13 protein-coding genes are annotated in these 16729 nt (G+C 53.6%); 8 read left to right on the top strand and 5 right to left on the bottom strand.

All coding sequences use genetic code 11. From position 1 onward, the window contains the following. Positions 1-493 precede the first annotated feature (493 nt). Together Electrica_RS06855 and ypdK are read left to right on the top strand one after the other, a co-directional pair. A complete protein-coding gene (locus tag Electrica_RS06855; protein WP_100682848.1) occupies positions 494-976 on the top strand; it encodes a WbuC family cupin fold metalloprotein in 483 nt (160 codons plus the stop codon). Positions 977-1344: 368 nt separating this feature from the next. After that, positions 1345-1416 (top strand): membrane protein YpdK, encoded by a 72-nt coding sequence (gene ypdK / locus Electrica_RS06850; protein WP_099130696.1) that lies wholly within the window; start codon positions 1345-1347, stop codon positions 1414-1416. A gap of 71 nt (positions 1417-1487) precedes the next feature. Here the strand turns inward: ypdK and alaC are convergent, their stop codons facing one another. Continuing rightward, entirely contained in the window at positions 1488-2726 is a 1239-nt protein-coding gene (gene alaC / locus Electrica_RS06845; protein WP_141964032.1) for an alanine transaminase, read from the bottom strand. Positions 2727-3124: 398 nt separating this feature from the next. Between alaC and Electrica_RS06840 the strand changes: the two genes are divergently transcribed. Both Electrica_RS06840 and Electrica_RS06835 read left to right on the top strand, forming a co-directional pair. Further along, a complete protein-coding gene (locus Electrica_RS06840; RefSeq protein ID WP_160703313.1) occupies positions 3125-4804 on the top strand; it encodes a sensor histidine kinase in 1680 nt (559 codons plus the stop codon). Between the two features lie 11 nt (positions 4805-4815). Then, on the top strand, positions 4816-5559 hold the full coding sequence (locus Electrica_RS06835) for a LytR/AlgR family response regulator transcription factor (protein ID WP_100686538.1): 744 nt from the start codon (positions 4816-4818) through the stop codon (positions 5557-5559). Between the two features lie 64 nt (positions 5560-5623). Here the strand turns inward: Electrica_RS06835 and glk are convergent, their stop codons facing one another. Then, on the bottom strand, positions 5624-6589 hold the full coding sequence (glk, locus tag Electrica_RS06830) for a glucokinase (protein ID WP_100686537.1): 966 nt from the start codon (positions 6587-6589) through the stop codon (positions 5624-5626). A 264-nt stretch (positions 6590-6853) separates the two neighbouring features. Here glk and Electrica_RS06825 point away from each other — a divergent pair, with 264 nt between their 5' ends. Next, a complete protein-coding gene (locus Electrica_RS06825; protein WP_100686536.1) occupies positions 6854-8089 on the top strand; it encodes an ion channel protein in 1236 nt (411 codons plus the stop codon). Here the strand turns inward: Electrica_RS06825 and Electrica_RS06820 are convergent. Then, a complete protein-coding gene (locus Electrica_RS06820) occupies positions 8086-9747 on the bottom strand; it encodes an alpha-keto acid decarboxylase family protein (RefSeq protein ID WP_141964029.1) in 1662 nt (553 codons plus the stop codon). The genes Electrica_RS06825 and Electrica_RS06820 overlap by 4 nt on opposite strands. 177 nt (positions 9748-9924) lie before the next feature. Here Electrica_RS06820 and mgrA point away from each other — a divergent pair, with 177 nt between their 5' ends. Together mgrA and Electrica_RS06810 are read left to right on the top strand one after the other, a co-directional pair. After that, positions 9925-10917 carry an L-glyceraldehyde 3-phosphate reductase gene (gene mgrA / locus Electrica_RS06815; RefSeq protein WP_100686534.1) on the top strand — a complete coding sequence of 331 codons (993 nt, stop codon included), beginning with the start codon at positions 9925-9927 and terminating at the stop codon, positions 10915-10917. Between the two features lie 153 nt (positions 10918-11070). Continuing rightward, positions 11071-11463, top strand: coding sequence for a DUF2502 domain-containing protein (locus Electrica_RS06810; RefSeq protein ID WP_141964027.1), 393 nt, complete (start codon positions 11071-11073; stop codon positions 11461-11463). A gap of 49 nt (positions 11464-11512) precedes the next feature. On the opposite strand, the gene Electrica_RS06805 is transcribed toward Electrica_RS06810, so the two are convergent. After that, the gene (locus Electrica_RS06805; protein WP_131048821.1) at positions 11513-12751 is read right to left on the bottom strand and encodes an Nramp family divalent metal transporter; all 1239 of its coding nucleotides are present in this window, start codon (positions 12749-12751) and stop codon (positions 11513-11515) included. Positions 12752-13097: 346 nt separating this feature from the next. Between Electrica_RS06805 and Electrica_RS06800 the strand changes: the two genes are divergently transcribed. Further along, positions 13098-14300 carry a NupC/NupG family nucleoside CNT transporter gene (locus Electrica_RS06800; protein ID WP_100686531.1) on the top strand — a complete coding sequence of 401 codons (1203 nt, stop codon included), beginning with the start codon at positions 13098-13100 and terminating at the stop codon, positions 14298-14300. A 40-nt stretch (positions 14301-14340) separates the two neighbouring features. Here Electrica_RS06800 and Electrica_RS06795 read toward each other — a convergent pair whose 3' ends face one another. Continuing rightward, the gene (locus Electrica_RS06795) at positions 14341-16527 is read right to left on the bottom strand and encodes a sensor domain-containing phosphodiesterase (protein WP_141964025.1); all 2187 of its coding nucleotides are present in this window, start codon (positions 16525-16527) and stop codon (positions 14341-14343) included. Between the last annotated feature and the right edge of the window lie 202 nt (positions 16528-16729).

The following is a 16729-nucleotide window of genomic DNA, read 5'->3' as shown; positions in this document are numbered from 1 at the left end:
AATATTTAACAATGGTGTAAACACCGCGCCATTACTGTATTTTCAGATTAAATCGCTCAACTATTCGAAAAATTCAAAACAACAATCTCATCAAAATAAGAATATCCTTCATATATTGAGAGAAAAAATCTTACTTTTAAAAAACTGAGTTATATAAAACCGGCTATATCTTTGTCATAATACAATTCATAAAATGAATAAGTTGTATTATGACACCGCTGACATACGATAATAATCATTCGAGTTTATGGAAGGCGTCATATATATCAAGGAGCCTGCTATGGTCTACCCTGTTCCAGGAGGTCATCGAAAGGTCAATGCCGTCAGCGTGTTGAACTGGCCACGCGATATAGCGCCTGATGAAACCGAAAAACAGTGTGCGCCGGCCAGGGGAATGGATACAATGCGGCGACCGGGTTTCTGCCACACAGTGCAGAGCTCATCTACGGTAGCGAAACCATTCGCAATCTCAGACCTCACGTCAGGCGGCTAAATGAAATACATCACTTTCAGTGACATGCAACAGCAGAGCGAAGCGGCAGCGCGTTCACCTCGTTTACGCGCTCATCGTAATTTTCACCCGGAATTAACCGATCCCGTACAACGTCTGGCGATCGCGATGGAACCGGGAACCTATATTCGCCCTCACCGTCATCCGCACACCTTTGAACTGCTGCTGGCTCTCAGCGGCCGTTTTGTGGTGCTGACTTTTGATGACCTCGGTTTCGTCACTCGCCGCATCGTATTAGGTGAAGAGTGTACGGCGTTAGAGATGGATGCCGGGACCTGGCATGCGGTTCTGTCGCTGGATGCCGGCGGCGTCATTTTTGAGGTCAAACACGGCGGTTATCAGCCTGTTGCTGCCGGAGATTATGTGTCGTGGGCGCCAGCGGAGGGTGAAGAAGGAACGCTGGAACTGATGGAATGGTATCGTCACGCCGAAGTGGGCGATGGTGGACACATTCGCTCACTCTGACCTGATCGCGGCGGTTAAAACGAGCCCGCCGCAAGGAAGCGGCCGGTAACAGCATACATGCCAAAATCAAGCCGCTATCGCCGAAAGGCCGCTACGGCGAAAACCGTCGCCAGAATGGAATTTATTACCGAATGAAATTAATGTGTCGCCGAATCACGACACTCGTAAGTAGCTAAAAATTAATAAAAAAATGCCTCTTGTTTCCCTCATTTTTTAGGCGTACATTAGCGCCATCTGGAGCAGTTATCGCACAGAATTTCGACCTGCCGCGGCCGTTATAATCATCAGCTTTTACTGCGACAGATCAGAATCAACAATGAAGATTAAATTCATTTAGGCGTTTCGCCGAGAACGCGGAGTGATGAGTCGTGAAATACTTTATTATGGGCGTATCTTTTATGGTCATCGTTTGGGCCGGTACTTTTGCCCTGATGATTTAAGCACCGCCAGAGTCAAAAAAACGGGAGCCAGCGGCTCCCGTTTTTTGTTGGTGCTGTTCCTGGCTTCGCCGTTATTCGAGGCTTTCCCCGGCTGACTTACCCAATGCAGGCAACAGCCCGTCGGCGCGAAACATCGATTTGATCCCGCGAATGGCCTGGCGGATACGATCGCGGTTTTCGATAAGCGCAAAGCGCACGTGGGTATCACCGTAATCGCCGAAGCCGATACCCGGCGAAACGCATACTTTCGCATCCTGCAGCAGCTTTTTCGCAAACTCCAGCGAGCCCAGCGCCGCATACTGATCGGGGATCTTCGCCCAAACGTACATCGATGCCTTCGGACACTCGACCATCCAGCCCGCTTCATGCAGCCCTTTAACCAGCACATCGCGACGGCGCTTGTACTGTTCGGCGATATCACGAACGCACTGCTGGTCGCCTTCCAGCGCCGCAATTGCCGCGACCTGCAAGGGGGTGAAGGTGCCATAATCGTGATAGCTTTTAATACGCGCCAATGCATTGACCAGCGTTTTATTACCGACCATAAAGCCGATACGCCAGCCGGCCATGTTGTAGCTTTTGGAGAGGGTAAAGAACTCCACGGCCACATCACGCGCGCCGGGAACTTCCATAATTGAAGGGGCCTTCCAGCCATCATAAACGATGTCGGCGTAGGCCAGATCGTGTACCACCAGCACATCGTAACGCTTCGCCAGCGCGACCACTTTTTCAAAAAATTCCAGTTCGACGCACTGTGCGGTCGGGTTGGACGGGAAACCGAGGATCATCATTTTCGGTTTTGGGTAGCTTTCGCGAATCGCCCGCTCCAGCTCGTTGAAGAAATCAACGCCTTCCACCAGCGGCACGGAACGCACCTGCGCACCGGCAATCACCGCGCCGTAGATGTGGATCGGGTAGCTGGGGTTAGGCACCAGCACCGTGTCGCCATGATCCAGCGTCGCCAGCATCAGATGCGCCAGCCCCTCTTTTGAACCAATGGTGACAATCGCTTCCGATTCCGGATCGATCTCAACGTTGTAGCGATCCTGATACCAGCGCGAAATGGCGCGGCGCAGGCGAGGAATACCGCGGGAGGTGGAGTAACCGTGCGTATCAGGACGCTGGGCAACGGTGCAAAGTTTTTCAACGATATGCGGCGGCGTCGCGCCGTCCGGGTTGCCCATGCTGAAATCGATAATATCTTCACCGCGCCGACGCGCAGCCATTTTCAGCTCAGCTGTAATATTAAAAACGTAAGGGGGCAGACGATCGATACGTGTAAAACGGCGTTCAGGACTGGATGCAGTCATAGATTCCTCAGAGTAACGTTAGCGCCCGGACCGTCCGAGCGACGCTGTCGCGTTTGCGACGAGCTTAGAAAATAACCCGAAAAAAATGATGCTGTCGAGAGGGTGAGAAAAAAATAATCGCCGGCGAAAAATGCGGGCATCAGGCTAATGACATCCGACGGTGGACATCCTCGATTTAGCCGCCACGAAAATTAGGTGCAACATATTAATATCTATTAATTTACCTGTTTTTATCATTTATCTCCCGCTCATCATGTCGGCGCTGGCCCGGCTATCAATCCCCTTTTTTTCGTGTGACTTTTCTCTGTTCGACGCTTCGCTGGCCTTCTGTCGCCAGGTTTTTTATGATGTTGCTTTCCCGCGATAGACACGGCGCACCCATGCACGAAATATTTACAATGCTGCTGGCGGTTTTCGACCGCGCGGCACTCATGCTGATTTGCCTTTTTTTCCTAATCCGTCTGCGCCTGTTTCGCGAGCTACTGCATAAATCTGCGCATACACCGAAAGAGCTGCTGGCGGTTATCGCCATTTTTTCCCTGTTTGCCCTGTTCAGCACCTGGTCTGGCGTGCCGGTAGAGGGTTCTCTGGTCAACGTGCGGATTATCGCAGTGATGTCCGGGGGGATTTTGTTTGGCCCCTGGGTCGGAGCTATCGTTGGGGCCATTGCCGGTGTACATCGCTACCTTATTGATATTGATGGTGTAACCGCTATCCCCTGCTTTATCACCAGCATTGTTGCCGGGTTGCTGTCAGGGCTGATTAATCGCAAAGTGCCGAAGGCTCAGCGCTGGAAGATCGGGATTCTCGCCGGGATGCTCTGCGAAACGTTAACCATGATCCTCGTGGTCTTTTGGGCGCCGTCGTTTTCGCTGGGCCTCGATATCGTCTCCAAAATCGGGATCCCGATGATCCTTGGCAGCGTCTGTATCGGTTTTATCGTGCTGCTGGTCCAGAGCGTCGAGGGTGAAAAGGAGGCCAGCGCCGCGCGCCAGGCAAAACTGGCGCTAGATATCGCCAACAAAACGCTGCCGCTCTTCCGTCATGTCAACAGCGAATCCCTGCGCCAGGTGTGCGACATCATTCGCCGCGATATCAACGCCGACGCGGTGGCCATCACCACCACCGATCGGGTTCTGGCCTACGTCGGATTTGGCGAAAGCAACTATCACGATAGTGATAATGACATCAGTCCCACCACGCGCCAGGCGATCGAAAGCGGAAAAATCATTATTAAAAACAATGATGAAGCTTACAGAACGCCGGAGATTCACTCCATGCTGGTCATTCCGCTACGGGAGAAAGGCGTGGTGACCGGCACGCTGAAAATTTATTACTGCCACGCCCACCGCATCACCTCGTCCCTGCAGGAGATGGCCGTCGGTCTGTCGCAAATCATCTCCACTCAGCTGGAGGTCTCACGGGCGGAACAGCTGCGGGAAATGGCCAACAAAGCCGAACTGCGCGCCCTCCAGAGCAAAATCAACCCGCACTTTCTCTTTAACGCCCTCAATGCGATTTCATCCTCGATCCGCATGAATCCGGATACCGCCCGTCAGCTTATTTTTAATTTGTCGCGCTATTTACGCTATAACATTGAATTAAAAGACGACGAACAGATTGATATCAAAAGAGAGCTGTACCAAATCAAGGATTATATTGCCATCGAACAGGCGCGCTTCGGCGATAAGCTCACCGTTATCTACGACATCGACGATGAGGTCAGCTGCGTGATACCGAGCCTGCTGATTCAGCCGCTGGTGGAAAATGCCATTGTCCACGGGATCCAGCCGTGCAAAGGCAAAGGCGTCGTCACCCTCGGCATCAACGAGTGCGGTAATCGGGTGCGGATTAGCGTTCGCGATACCGGAAATGGCATCGATCCTGCCGTGGTCGCGCGGGTAGAGGCGGATGAAATGCCGGGGAATAAAATCGGTCTGCTCAACGTGCACCATCGGGTAAAATTACTGTATGGCGAAGGGCTGCACATCCGCCGCATGAATCCGGGAACCGAGATTGCGTTCTACGTGCCTAACAAGCTTGTCTCCCAGACCACTGCGGTGTCTCTGTTGCCATGAACGGAGAAAAAATGAAAGTCATCATAGTTGAAGACGAGTTCCCGGCGCAGCAGGAGCTCACGTGGTTAATTAACACCCACAGCCAGATGGAGATTGTCGGGACGTTCGACGACGGGCTGGACGTGCTGAAGTTCCTGCAGCACAACAAGGTTGATGCCATTTTTCTCGACATCAACATCCCTTCGCTGGACGGCGTCCTGCTGGCGCAGAATATCAGCCAGTTCGCGCATAAACCGTTTATTGTGTTTATCACCGCCTGGAAAGAGCACGCGGTGGAGGCCTTTGAACTGGAAGCGTTCGACTACATTCTGAAGCCGTACCAGGAATCACGCATCATTAACATGCTGCAAAAGCTGACCAGCGCCTGGCAGCTACAGCAGCAGACAGGCAGCCAGACCGGGACGACGACCAATCCGCAGCGGGAAAATGACACGATCAATCTCATAAAAGATGAGCGAATTATCGTGACCAGTATTCACGATATTTACTATGCGGAAGCCCACGAAAAAATGACCTTTGTCTATACCCGGCGGGAATCATTCGTGATGCCAATGAACATTACGGAGTTTTGCGGCAAGCTGCCGCCAGCGCACTTCTTCCGCTGCCACCGCTCATACTGCGTGAACCTGAATAAAATTCGCGAAATTGAGCCCTGGTTCAACAATACCTATATTCTGCGCTTACGCGATCTGGAGTTTCAGGTGCCGGTCAGCCGCAGCAAGGTCAAAGAATTTCGCCAGCTTATGCATCTGTAGCAGGGGTATGCAGAAGAGAGTCGCCCGCGCACGGCTACGCCGGAACGGGCTGACGATGACAAGGTTAGAGAATCTGCCCAAGCGTCTGGCGCAGATGCGCCCCGGAACCCAGCAGGCCCGGATTATCGTGCACGATCAGGTAGACCGGAATATCCTGGACGAAGGCTTTAAAGCGCCCTTTGTCTTCAAACCCGCCGCGGAAACCGGAAGCTTTAAAGAACTCCAGGAAACGCGGGACGATGCCGCCAGCAATATACACGCCGCCGAAGGTGGCCAACGTCAGCGCCAGGTTGCCGCCAAAGCGCCCCATAATCACGCAGAACAACGACAGCGCGCGACGGCAATCGATGCAGCTGTCGGCGAGCGCGCGTTCGGTCACATCTTTCGGCTGGAGATTTTCCGGCAGGCGGCCATCTGATTTCACTATCGCCCGATACAGATAAACCAGCCCCGGACCGGATAGCACGCGCTCGGCAGAGACATGCCCCAGCTCTGCGCGCAGCTCTTCGAGGATAATCCCCTCTTCTTCGCTGTTCGGCGCGAAATCAACGTGTCCCCCTTCGCCCGGCAGACTCACCCAGCGTTTGTCGACATGCACCAGGTGCGCAACGCCCAGGCCGGTTCCTGCGCCGTAAACGGCGATAGGTTTTCCTTCCACCGGCGTTGTACCACCAAACTGAATCAGGTGCTCAGCCTTCAGCATCGGGATCGCCATCGATACTGCGGTAAAATCGTTGATGATCTCCAGATGGGAAAAACCGAGGTTCTTTTTCATCTCGGCGATGGAAAAGGCCCACGTGTGGTTGGTCATCGCCACCCAGTCACCGGTGATCGGACAGGCAATCGCGATGCAACCGTCTTCAACCTCAACGCCCTGCTCGTCAAGGTAGACGCGGACAACGGCTTCAAGACTGGGGTAATCGAGCCCGGAATAGGTTTTTGCCCGGGAAATCTCCCCGTTTGCAATATCGCATAATGCCAGGCGGGCATTGGTTCCGCCGACGTCTCCTACTAAAGCAAATTTTGTCATTCCGTTACGGCTCCACTAAAGTCAAAATGATTCTTTTGGCACACTGTAAATTCATGATGCCTTAACAACAACGACCAACATATAAGTGCCCACAATTTAGCGACCTATATCACATTTGAGTTGTAACCTGTGCAAAATGATGCTCAACGCACGGTAAGATCGTCAGGCATAACCGTCCGTTTCTCGTTTCAGCATCATTTGCATCGACGCCCCGCAGGGGTACAGACAAAATCGGGCTTCACGACCTTTAAAAGGAAATATTTCATGCTGCATCCGCGCGCCAGAACGATGCTGTTGTTATCGATACCCGCCGTGATTATCGGTATCGCTTCCAGTCTGGTATTGATTGTGACGATGAAGATTGCAGCCATATTGCAGCATGTTATCTGGTCCAGCGTGCCGACGGGTTTAGGCATTGAAGCCAGCGGGCCGTTATGGACTATCGCCGTACTCACGCTGACCGGTATTGCCGTGGGTCTGGTGGTCCGTTTTAGCCCCGGGCATGCCGGGCCGGACCCGGCCACCGAATCGTTAATTGGCGCCCCCATCAGCACCGGCGCGCTACCGGGCCTGGTCGCCGCGCTGGTATTAGGTCTCGCTGGCGGAGTCAGCCTCGGGCCTGAGCATCCGGTCATGGTAATGAATATCGCCCTTGCCGTCGCGATCGGCTCTCACCTGTTCCCCCGCGTCAGTTCGCTGGACTGGACCATTCTTGCCGCCTCCGGTACTATCGGCGCGCTGTTTGGCACCCCGGTGGCCGCCGCGTTAATTTTTTCGCAAACCCTCAACGGCAGTCACGATGTGCCGCTGTGGGACCGGTTGTTCGCTCCCCTGCTGGCGGCGGCGGCGGGCGCCCTGACCACCGATCTGTTCTTCCATCCCCGTTTCTCGCTGCCCATCCCCGTTTATCCGCAAATGCACGTCGTTGATATCTTCAGCGGCGCTATCGTGACGCTTATCGCCATTGCCGTAGGAATGGTGGCCGTCTGGTGCCTGCCGCGACTGCATGCGTTGATGAACCGCCTGAAAAATCCGGTGCTGACGTTAGGCCTCGGTGGCCTGCTGCTGGGGATTCTCGGCGCCGCAGGCGGACATATTACGTTGTTTAAAGGGCTGGAGGAGATGCAGCAAATCGCCGTGGACCAGACCCTGACGGCCGGCGACTTTTTGCTGATAGCGCTGGTGAAGCTGGCAGCGCTGGTCATCGCCGCCGCCAGTGGTTTTCGCGGCGGGCGCATTTTCCCCGCGGTTTTCGTCGGCGTGGCGCTCGGTTTAATGCTGCACGCGCACGTTGATACGGTTCCGGCCGCCATCACGGTCTCTTGCGCCATTCTGGGCATGATGCTGGTCGTCACCCGCGATGGCTGGCTCAGCCTGTTTATGGCGGCGGTCGTCGTCCCGGATACGACGCTGCTGCCGCTGCTGTGTATTGTGATGCTCCCGGCCTGGCTGCTGTTGGCCGGAAAGCCGATGATGATAGCCAGGCGACGAAACGACTAAACGCGGCTGTTTCGCTCCTCCAGAGCCTGGGTTACCGCGCGCAGGAAGTCGGGTATATCCATTTTGGGCAGCATGACCTCCACCAGCGTCAGCTTATCGGATCCAATACTGCTGGCCATCGCCTCCGCAAGCTCTTCCGTGTGCGTCACGCGCCAGCATCGGGAAGGGACATCAGGGGCGAAGGCTCCCGGCAAGCGGTTCCAGTCCCACAGCGCAATATCGTTATACCGCTGCTCGGGGCCGTGAATCGCTCGTTCAACCGTATAACCTTCGTTATTAAGCAACAGGATCAGCGGGTGCTGTTTATCGCGTAGCATCGACCCCAGCTCCTGAATCGTCAGCTGGGCTGCCCCGTCGCCCACGATCAGCACCACCCGTCTGCCCGGCGCTGCGGTTTGTGCGCCATAGGCCGCCGGTAAGGTAAATCCTATCGATCCCCACAGCGGCTGGACCAGCAGGGTGGCGTCTGAGGGAAGCCTGAGCGCCGCAACGCCAAAAGCCGCGGTTCCCTGATCGGCAAGAATGATATCCCCGGGACGCAGCTGCTCTTGTACGGTACTCCAGAAACTCCCCTGCGTGAGGTTGCCGCCCGTCATGCTTTCCACCTTCGGCGCAGAGCAGTCTGGCAGCTTCCACTCTGCTGACAGGCTGGCGGACAGAATCATTAACTCATTAAGGGCTTGATCCATCGGGATGCGGCTAAACCAGTGGTCGCCCACTCTGACGGCAAAGGGCTGAATTTCAATCGTGCGTTCAAGGGGTAAATGTTGGGTAAATCCGGCGGTAATGGTGTCGGTGAAGCGGGTTCCTACACAGATGATGGTATCGGCATTTTCAATGGCCGCACGCGTTTGCGGCGCGCTGGCGATCCCGCTATAGGTGCCGACAAAACCAGGCTGCTGCTCATCAAATAACCCTTTTCCCATCAGCATCGTGGCACAGGCAATCGGCGTTTTCGCCACCCACATCCGTAGCGTATTCTGCAGGCCATAGCGCTGGGCGAGGAAATCCGCCAGCAACGATACCTGACGGCTGCTGCGCAGCATCTGCCCGGCATGTTCACGAAACCCGGCCAGCTGATTCTCATCGGCAGGCGGCCCTTCGATCGCCAGACGACGAGCGGGCGGCGTCGCTTTTGCTTTCGCTACATCGGCGGGTAACATCAAATAACCGGGACGATGGTGGGTGAGCATCTCGCTCAGCACGCGATCGATTTCGTGGCAAGCATTCCCCGCCGTCAGCGTAGCCTGGGTGCAGGTGATCTGTTCGCTCATCCGCGCAAAGTGCGTGAAGTCGCCATCTCCCAGCGTATGGTGCAGGAGTTCTCCGCGCTGCTGGGCCCCGGAGCCAGGCGCCCCGACAATATGTAGTACCGGAATATGTTCCGCATAGCTGCCGGCCACGCCGTTAAGCGCACTCAGCTCACCGACGCCGTAGGTCGTCAACAGCGCCCCGGCGCCTTTGATGCGCGCATACCCGTCGGCGGCATAGGCCGCATTCAGCTCATTCGCGCAGCCAACCCATCCCAACGCCTGGTGCGCGATAACACGGTCGAGGAATTGTAAATTGTAATCGCCAGGTACGCCAAACAAGCGGTCTATGCCGCAATCTACCAGACGATCCAGCAGATAATCGCCAATGGTGTAAGTCGGTTGCATCTCCATACTCCTCTTCCCGTTGCAGGTGATCTGAGTATTGAATAAGCGATCCAACTGTCCAGATAGCGGTCGATAATCGGGGTGGAAAGCAAAATTTACGCCTTTGAAGTGTGTACTCCGCGCTGAATATTCTTTAGTGTAACCGTATACACAACCTGTCCTGTCTGCGGAGGAAGTATGGTTTATCAGGCAAATGCGGCACGATATCAGACGATGGAATACCGCCGTTGTGGCCGGAGCGGATTAAAGCTACCGGCCATTTCCCTCGGCCTCTGGCACAATTTTGGCGACGAAACGCGGGTGGAAACCAGCCGTCAACTGCTGCGACACGCCTTCGATCTTGGCATAACCCATTTTGATTTAGCCAACAATTACGGGCCGCCTCCGGGCTCGGCGGAAAGCCATTTTGGCCGGATCCTGCGGGAGGACTTTTTACCCTGGCGCGATGAACTGATTATCTCCAGTAAAGCCGGTTACACCATGTGGGACGGCCCCTATGGCGACTGGGGATCGCGTAAATACCTGGTAGCCAGCCTCGATCAAAGCCTGAAGCGTATGGGGCTGGAGTACGTTGATATCTTCTATCATCACCGCCCGGATCCCGAAACACCGTTACAGGAAACCATGCGCGCGCTGGACCATCTCGTGCGCCAGGGCAAAGCGCTGTATGTCGGGCTTTCCAACTATCCGCTCGCGCAGGCAGCCGAAGCGGTGCGCATTCTCAATGACCTAGGGACGCCGTGTCTGATTCATCAGCCTAAATATTCCATGCTCGAACGCTGGGTTGAGGATGGACTACTCGATTTTCTGCAGGCTGAAGGCGTGGGCAGCATCGCGTTTTCACCGCTGGCTGGCGGTCAACTCACCGACCGCTATCTGCACGGCATTCCGGCAGACTCCCGCGCCGCCAGCAGCAGCCGTTTCCTGCAAGCGGAACAGTTAACCGAGGCGAAGCTCGAGAAGGTTCGTCGGCTGAACGCGCTGGCTGAGGCCCGTGGGCAAAAGCTCTCCCAGATGGCGCTGGCCTGGGTTTTACGCGCGGAGAAAGTGACTTCAGTTCTGATTGGTGCCAGCAAAACCGCACAGCTTGATGATGCCGTGGGCATGCTCGCTCATCGTCATTTCAGCGCAGAAGAGTGTGCGGCAATCGACGCAATCCTTGCGGCGTAAACACCATTTCGCTTTAGCAAAAAGTGCTCTTATCCGCGATTTAGGAGTCCATCCAATGCGGCGGGGCTTTACCGCCTCGTAATATCACGTTAACAGGCCCAATGAGCGCCACTATCATCCGGCGCTCAGGTCCCGATCGTGAAGGAGAAGAGTATGTTCAGGTCACTGATTCTGGCTGCGGTGCTTATGGTCTCAGCACCACTGGTCGCAAATGCCAGAGAGATCACCCTGCTGCCATCTGTAAAATTACAAATAGGCGATCGTGATAATTACGGTAACTACTGGGACGGTGGCGGCTGGCGCGACCGTGATTACTGGCGTCGTCACTATGAATGGCGTGATAACCGCTGGCGACGTCACGATAACGGCTGGCATCGCGGCTGGGATAAACGTAAAGCCTACGAACGCGGCTATCGCGAAGGCTGGAATGACCGCGACGACCGACGCGGCGACTGGGGTCGCGGACCGGGTGGTTGGGAACGTGGACCGGGCGGTTGGGGACGCGGGCCGGGCGGCGGTCCCGGCCACGGTCATGGCCATCATTAATCAAATCGGGGAGCCAGTTGGCTCCCCTTTTTCATGGCTGTCGACGTGATTACAGCCCGAAGATCGTGCCGACCAGTAGCCAGCCATTGAGCAATACCACGATGCCGACAATCACCCACCCCGTGCGCTTCACCCACGGGGTATTGACCAAATCCCCCATCAGTTGTGAATTACTGGTGAAAATCAGCAGCGGGACCAGCGCCAGGGCGATACCAAAACTCAGCAGCACCTGGCTCATCACCAGAATTCTCGTCGGGTCCAGCCCCATCATAATGACAATAAACGAAGGCAGCATCGTGACCGCACGACGAAACCACAGCGGAATATGGAAGCGAATAAAGCCCTGCATAACGACCTGTCCTGCCAGCGTTCCCACCACCGTCGATGACAAACCAGCGGCCACCAGACTCAGGCCAAAGATAGTCGCAGCCGCGTGACTTAACAGCGGTTCCAGCGTCAAATATGCCTGATCGAGGTCGGCAATCCCGGTGTGGCCGTTAAAGTGAAATGCCGCAGCGGCGGTGGCCATCATCGCCAGGTTAACAAACCCGGCAATGGTCATCGCAATCGCAACGTCCCAACGGGTGGCGTGATAACGCTCTTTGCGCGTACCATCGTGCAGATTCTGCGTTAACGACGAGTGTAAATAGATGACGTGTGGCATGATCGTCGCGCCAAGCACACCGGCGGCCAGGAACACGGCTTCACCGTTCGGCAAACTCGGGATAATCATCCCTTTCGTCAGCGGCGCCAGCGCCGGTTGGGAGAAAATCAGTTCCACAATATAGGCGACGGCAACAAACAACAGTAAACCGCCGATCGCTTTTTCCAGCGGCTTTTGCCCGCGACGCTGCAACATCAGGATCAAGAAGGTGGCAATCCCGGTTAATACCGCTCCCTGCAGTAACGACACGCCAAGAATCAGCTTAAAGCCAATGGCTGCGCCAATAAATTCGGCGAGGTCGGTCGCCATGGCGATAATTTCCGCCTGTACCCAGTAAAACCACACCACCGGACGCGGATAGTGATCGCGAATCTGTTCCGCCAGATTCTTACCCGTAGCAATACCGAGCTTTGCCGATAGCACCTGAATCAGCATCGCCATCAGATTTGCCCATACCACCACCCACAGCAGTTGATAGCCAAAGCTGGCGCCCGCCTGAATATTGGTGGCGAAGTTGCCGGGATCGATATATCCAATGGCAGCAATGAACGCAGGCCCCATCAATGCGAGCTTCATCTTGCGCGCTGCGCGACCGCTGCTATTCTCAACGCGACTGCTAGTCATTTTCTGCCTCTGAAATATAGCCTTTGCTATGTTTCATGTTATCAAAATGCGAATGATTATCAAGTTCGTTTAGAAAGATGATCATTATTGCTTTGATAGGCGGGAACGATAGCGGCTAACAACGAAAAAAGTGGCATTGATGAATTCGCATCTCGCCGATTCACAGATTAGTACAATCTAAGCAACTTTTAAAACCTTTACGCTACATAACAAAAATGTATGTTTGATCACTAATTTGGCGATTGGTCACAGTTCATTGCAATAGTGTGGATTTGATCTCGTTTTCTTTGGTCTTGTTACATAGAATGTGCACAGAAATCTAACCTGCCTCATATTTGGAGCAAATATGGACCGCGTCTTGCATTTTATCCTCGCGATCGTAGTGGTGGCTATACTGGCTCTTCTGGTCAGTCATAACCGTAACCAAATTCGCATTCGTTATGTTATTCAATTACTTGTCATTGAAGTTTTGCTGGCATGGTTCTTCCTGAACTCTGATATCGGTCTGGGTTTTGTGAAAGGCTTCTCCGAGATGTTCGAAAAACTTCTCGGCTTTGCCAACGAAGGGACCAACTTCGTTTTCGGTAATATGAATGACAAAGGCCTGGCTTTCTTCTTCCTGAAAGTTCTGTGCCCTATCGTCTTTATCTCTGCGCTGATCGGTATTTTGCAGCATATTCGCGTCCTGCCAGTCGTCATTCGCGCCATTGGTACCGTGCTGTCCAAAATTAACGGCATGGGCAAACTGGAATCATTCAACGCCGTCAGTTCCCTGATTCTGGGCCAGTCAGAAAACTTTATTGCCTATAAAGATATTCTGGGCAAAATGTCGCGCAACCGGATGTACACCATGGCTGCGACCGCGATGTCGACCGTTTCCATGTCTATCGTCGGTGCATACATGACGATGCTGCAGCCTAAATATGTCGTGGCTGCGCTGGTGCTCAACATGTTCAGCACCTTTATTGTCCTGTCGCTGATTAACCCGTACCGCGTTGAAGAAAAAGAAGAAAACCTGCAGATGTCCAACCTGCATGAAGGTCAGAGCTTCTTTGAAATGCTGGGTGAATACATTCTGGCGGGCTTTAAAGTTGCCATTATCGTTGCCGCCATGCTGATCGGCTTCATCGCCTTGATCTCCGCGCTGAACGCCCTGTTTGCTACCGTTACCGGCTGGTTTGGCTACAGCATCTCCTTCCAGGGGATCCTTGGCTACATCTTCTATCCGGTTGCCTGGGTCATGGGCGTACCGGCAGGGGAGGCGCTGCAGGTGGGCAGTATTATGGCCACCAAACTGGTTTCGAACGAGTTTGTGGCGATGATGGATCTGCAGAAAATTGCCAGCACGCTCTCTCCGCGCGCTGAAGGCATTATTTCTGTCTTCCTGGTCTCCTTCGCCAACTTCTCCTCTATCGGGATTATTGCCGGGGCGATCAAAGGCCTCAACGAAGAACAGGGTAATGTGGTTTCCCGCTTTGGGCTGAAGCTGGTTTACGGTTCGACGCTGGTGAGCGTGCTCTCAGCATCTATCGCCGCACTGGTTCTGTAAGCGCACAAGATGATGAAAAAGCCGGGCTCGCCCGGCTTTTTTACGTCCGCAGATCGCTGAGCGGCCGCGGTTTGCCGATTAAATATCCCTGCAAATAGTCGACGCCTAATGCCAGCAGTCTCTCTTTTTGCTCTTCCGTCTCGACGTACTCCGCCACCACCGTCAGGTTTTTAACCTTCGCGACTTCAATAATGGATTTAATCATAATCACATCCAGCGGCTCGTTCTCGAGATCGCGGACAAAACAGCCGTCTATCTTGACGATATCCGCCTGTAGGCGCTTCAGACGTTCATAGTTGGCATAGCCCGTACCAAAATCATCAATGGCGATAGCGCAGCCAAAATCCCGCAGCTGCTGAATGTTATGCATACTCTCTCCCGCATCGCTGAACGCCTGCTCTTCGGTAATCTCGATAGTGAGGGTCTCCGGCGACAGCTGATAGAGTTTAAACAAGGCGATAATCTGCCCGGCGCTATCATTTTGCATCAACGTGTAAGGCAGCAAATTAACGGAAAAATGGTGCCCTGGATACCGGTGCAACATACTGAAGAGCGTTTCCAGCACCAGCATGTCAAAACGCTGACTCAGGTTGAACTGAACAATCAGCGGAATAAACTGGTCCGGCATCATCATTGACTTGCCACACCGCATCCGCGTCAGGATTTCATGATACCCCTCACCCGCCGAATTCTGGATAGGCTGGGCATACAGCACCAGATCGCGTTCATTCAGCGCCCGCTTCACCTGGGTCAACATCCGAACCTGCTCGCTGGTCTGGTCAGAAACCTGCTCTTGCGCAGCATCCAGTGCCAGCACCTGGCGACCATTCCCCGCCTGCTCTGACAGCCAGCTCAGTTGGCCCAGCATTGGGTGAAGCTCTTCTTCGCTGCCGCGGTGTCTTGCCCAGGCCGCACCAAATTCCAGATCCAGCGTTTGATTGTGCCAGCTAAATTTCTTGTGATTCAGCATCGCCACCATATGACCCAGTCGCGCGCAAGGATCGGGCCCGTCTAAAACCAGTAACAACTCGCTCCCCGGTAGCTGGAAGAGTTCATCCCTTTCCCCCAGCAGCGGCCGTAATTTGCTGGCAATTTGCTGTTTGCAATGCACCCGCATCATCATGCCGTAATGACGGCTGAGGAAGTCGAGGTTAGCGATCCGTAAGCTGCTGATGACGAAGTCAGCATCCTGGCGCAGATAGCATTCCAGCGCGCGCAGGTTCGGCAGCCCGGTTAACGGGTCTTCCTGGGCCTGATCCCGCCATCTGAGCTTAATTCGTTCATTCTGGCTGTAAATATCAACCATATAAAACAAACAGATGGTGAATGAGATCAGTACGGAAAGAACAAATGACAGGGAGTATTCGGTCTGTACCCCCTGGAGAAAATTTCGATTATAGGCAACGAGTAAAAATGCCGAAACAGACCAGGAAATACGAATTAATACATGGCCTAGTCGACTAATACCAATAAAACACACAATGAAAATAAGTGGTACTAAATAACCTGCAATATAATCAGAATTATAGGGGGCGCACAGCACCAGCAATATGGCGCCCAGAGCCATAAACCAGTACAGGGTAAATGCCCGCCGCTCGCGGGTAAACCATGGCTGGCAATGGCGTCGCCAGAATAATTTTGCGTAACGCGGACTGATAACCATCCGCATTGGATAATAAAAGAAAGTGGTAAATATTAATGCAGCGCTGATCAGGCTTTGTATATCAATAATGGTATACACGGCTGGCATCTCTTTGAAATAGCTAGAGATAGCTAACGGGAACGCGAAAAACACGCCAACCAGATACATCGTCAGTTTCATTAACACCGGTGCAAAAAAACCGCCCCAGAAAATCCATGTCCCCATATACCTGGCCGTCAGCCCGCTGCGCCAGGTTCTGCCAGTCAGCATTCTGACAATCGCGCAGGATACCAGCACTGAAAATAGCTGGCAAAATAGCAGCAGCACCGACTGTAGTGCCGTCAGGGGAAGGATGAGATGATTAGTAATCGCAAAAGAAACGATTAATGGGGCGATTGCGTAGCGGCCAAAAATAAAGATAACCGCATACATCATACTTAACGGCAACCAGGCGAGAAAAACCTGATTCCCGTCGACAAGAGTCAGAGGTGAAATAAACCTGGCTAATGGGTTCGAAATTAAACAAACAACCAACGCGAGTAACGTTTTTCTGATATTAATGTTAAAGTTAAAGTTAGCAATCATTATTGTTAAGGAAAACTCCGGCGCTGGGCAATACTGCTTTATATACAAGAAATACTAAAGGGGATAATAAATCCAGGCAAGGAAATAACCTGGGGAAGAATCTTAAATTACGCAGAATACTGATAGCAGCAAGTTTTCTGACTTAACCAGAAAGTACTTTACATTCGCGATGATAAAAAAAACCCCCGCCGTAGCGAGGGTT

This window comes from Klebsiella electrica (assembly GCF_006711645.1).
Lineage (GTDB): Bacteria > Pseudomonadota > Gammaproteobacteria > Enterobacterales > Enterobacteriaceae > Klebsiella > Klebsiella electrica.
This window is presented reverse-complemented; position numbering and strand designations above follow the sequence as displayed.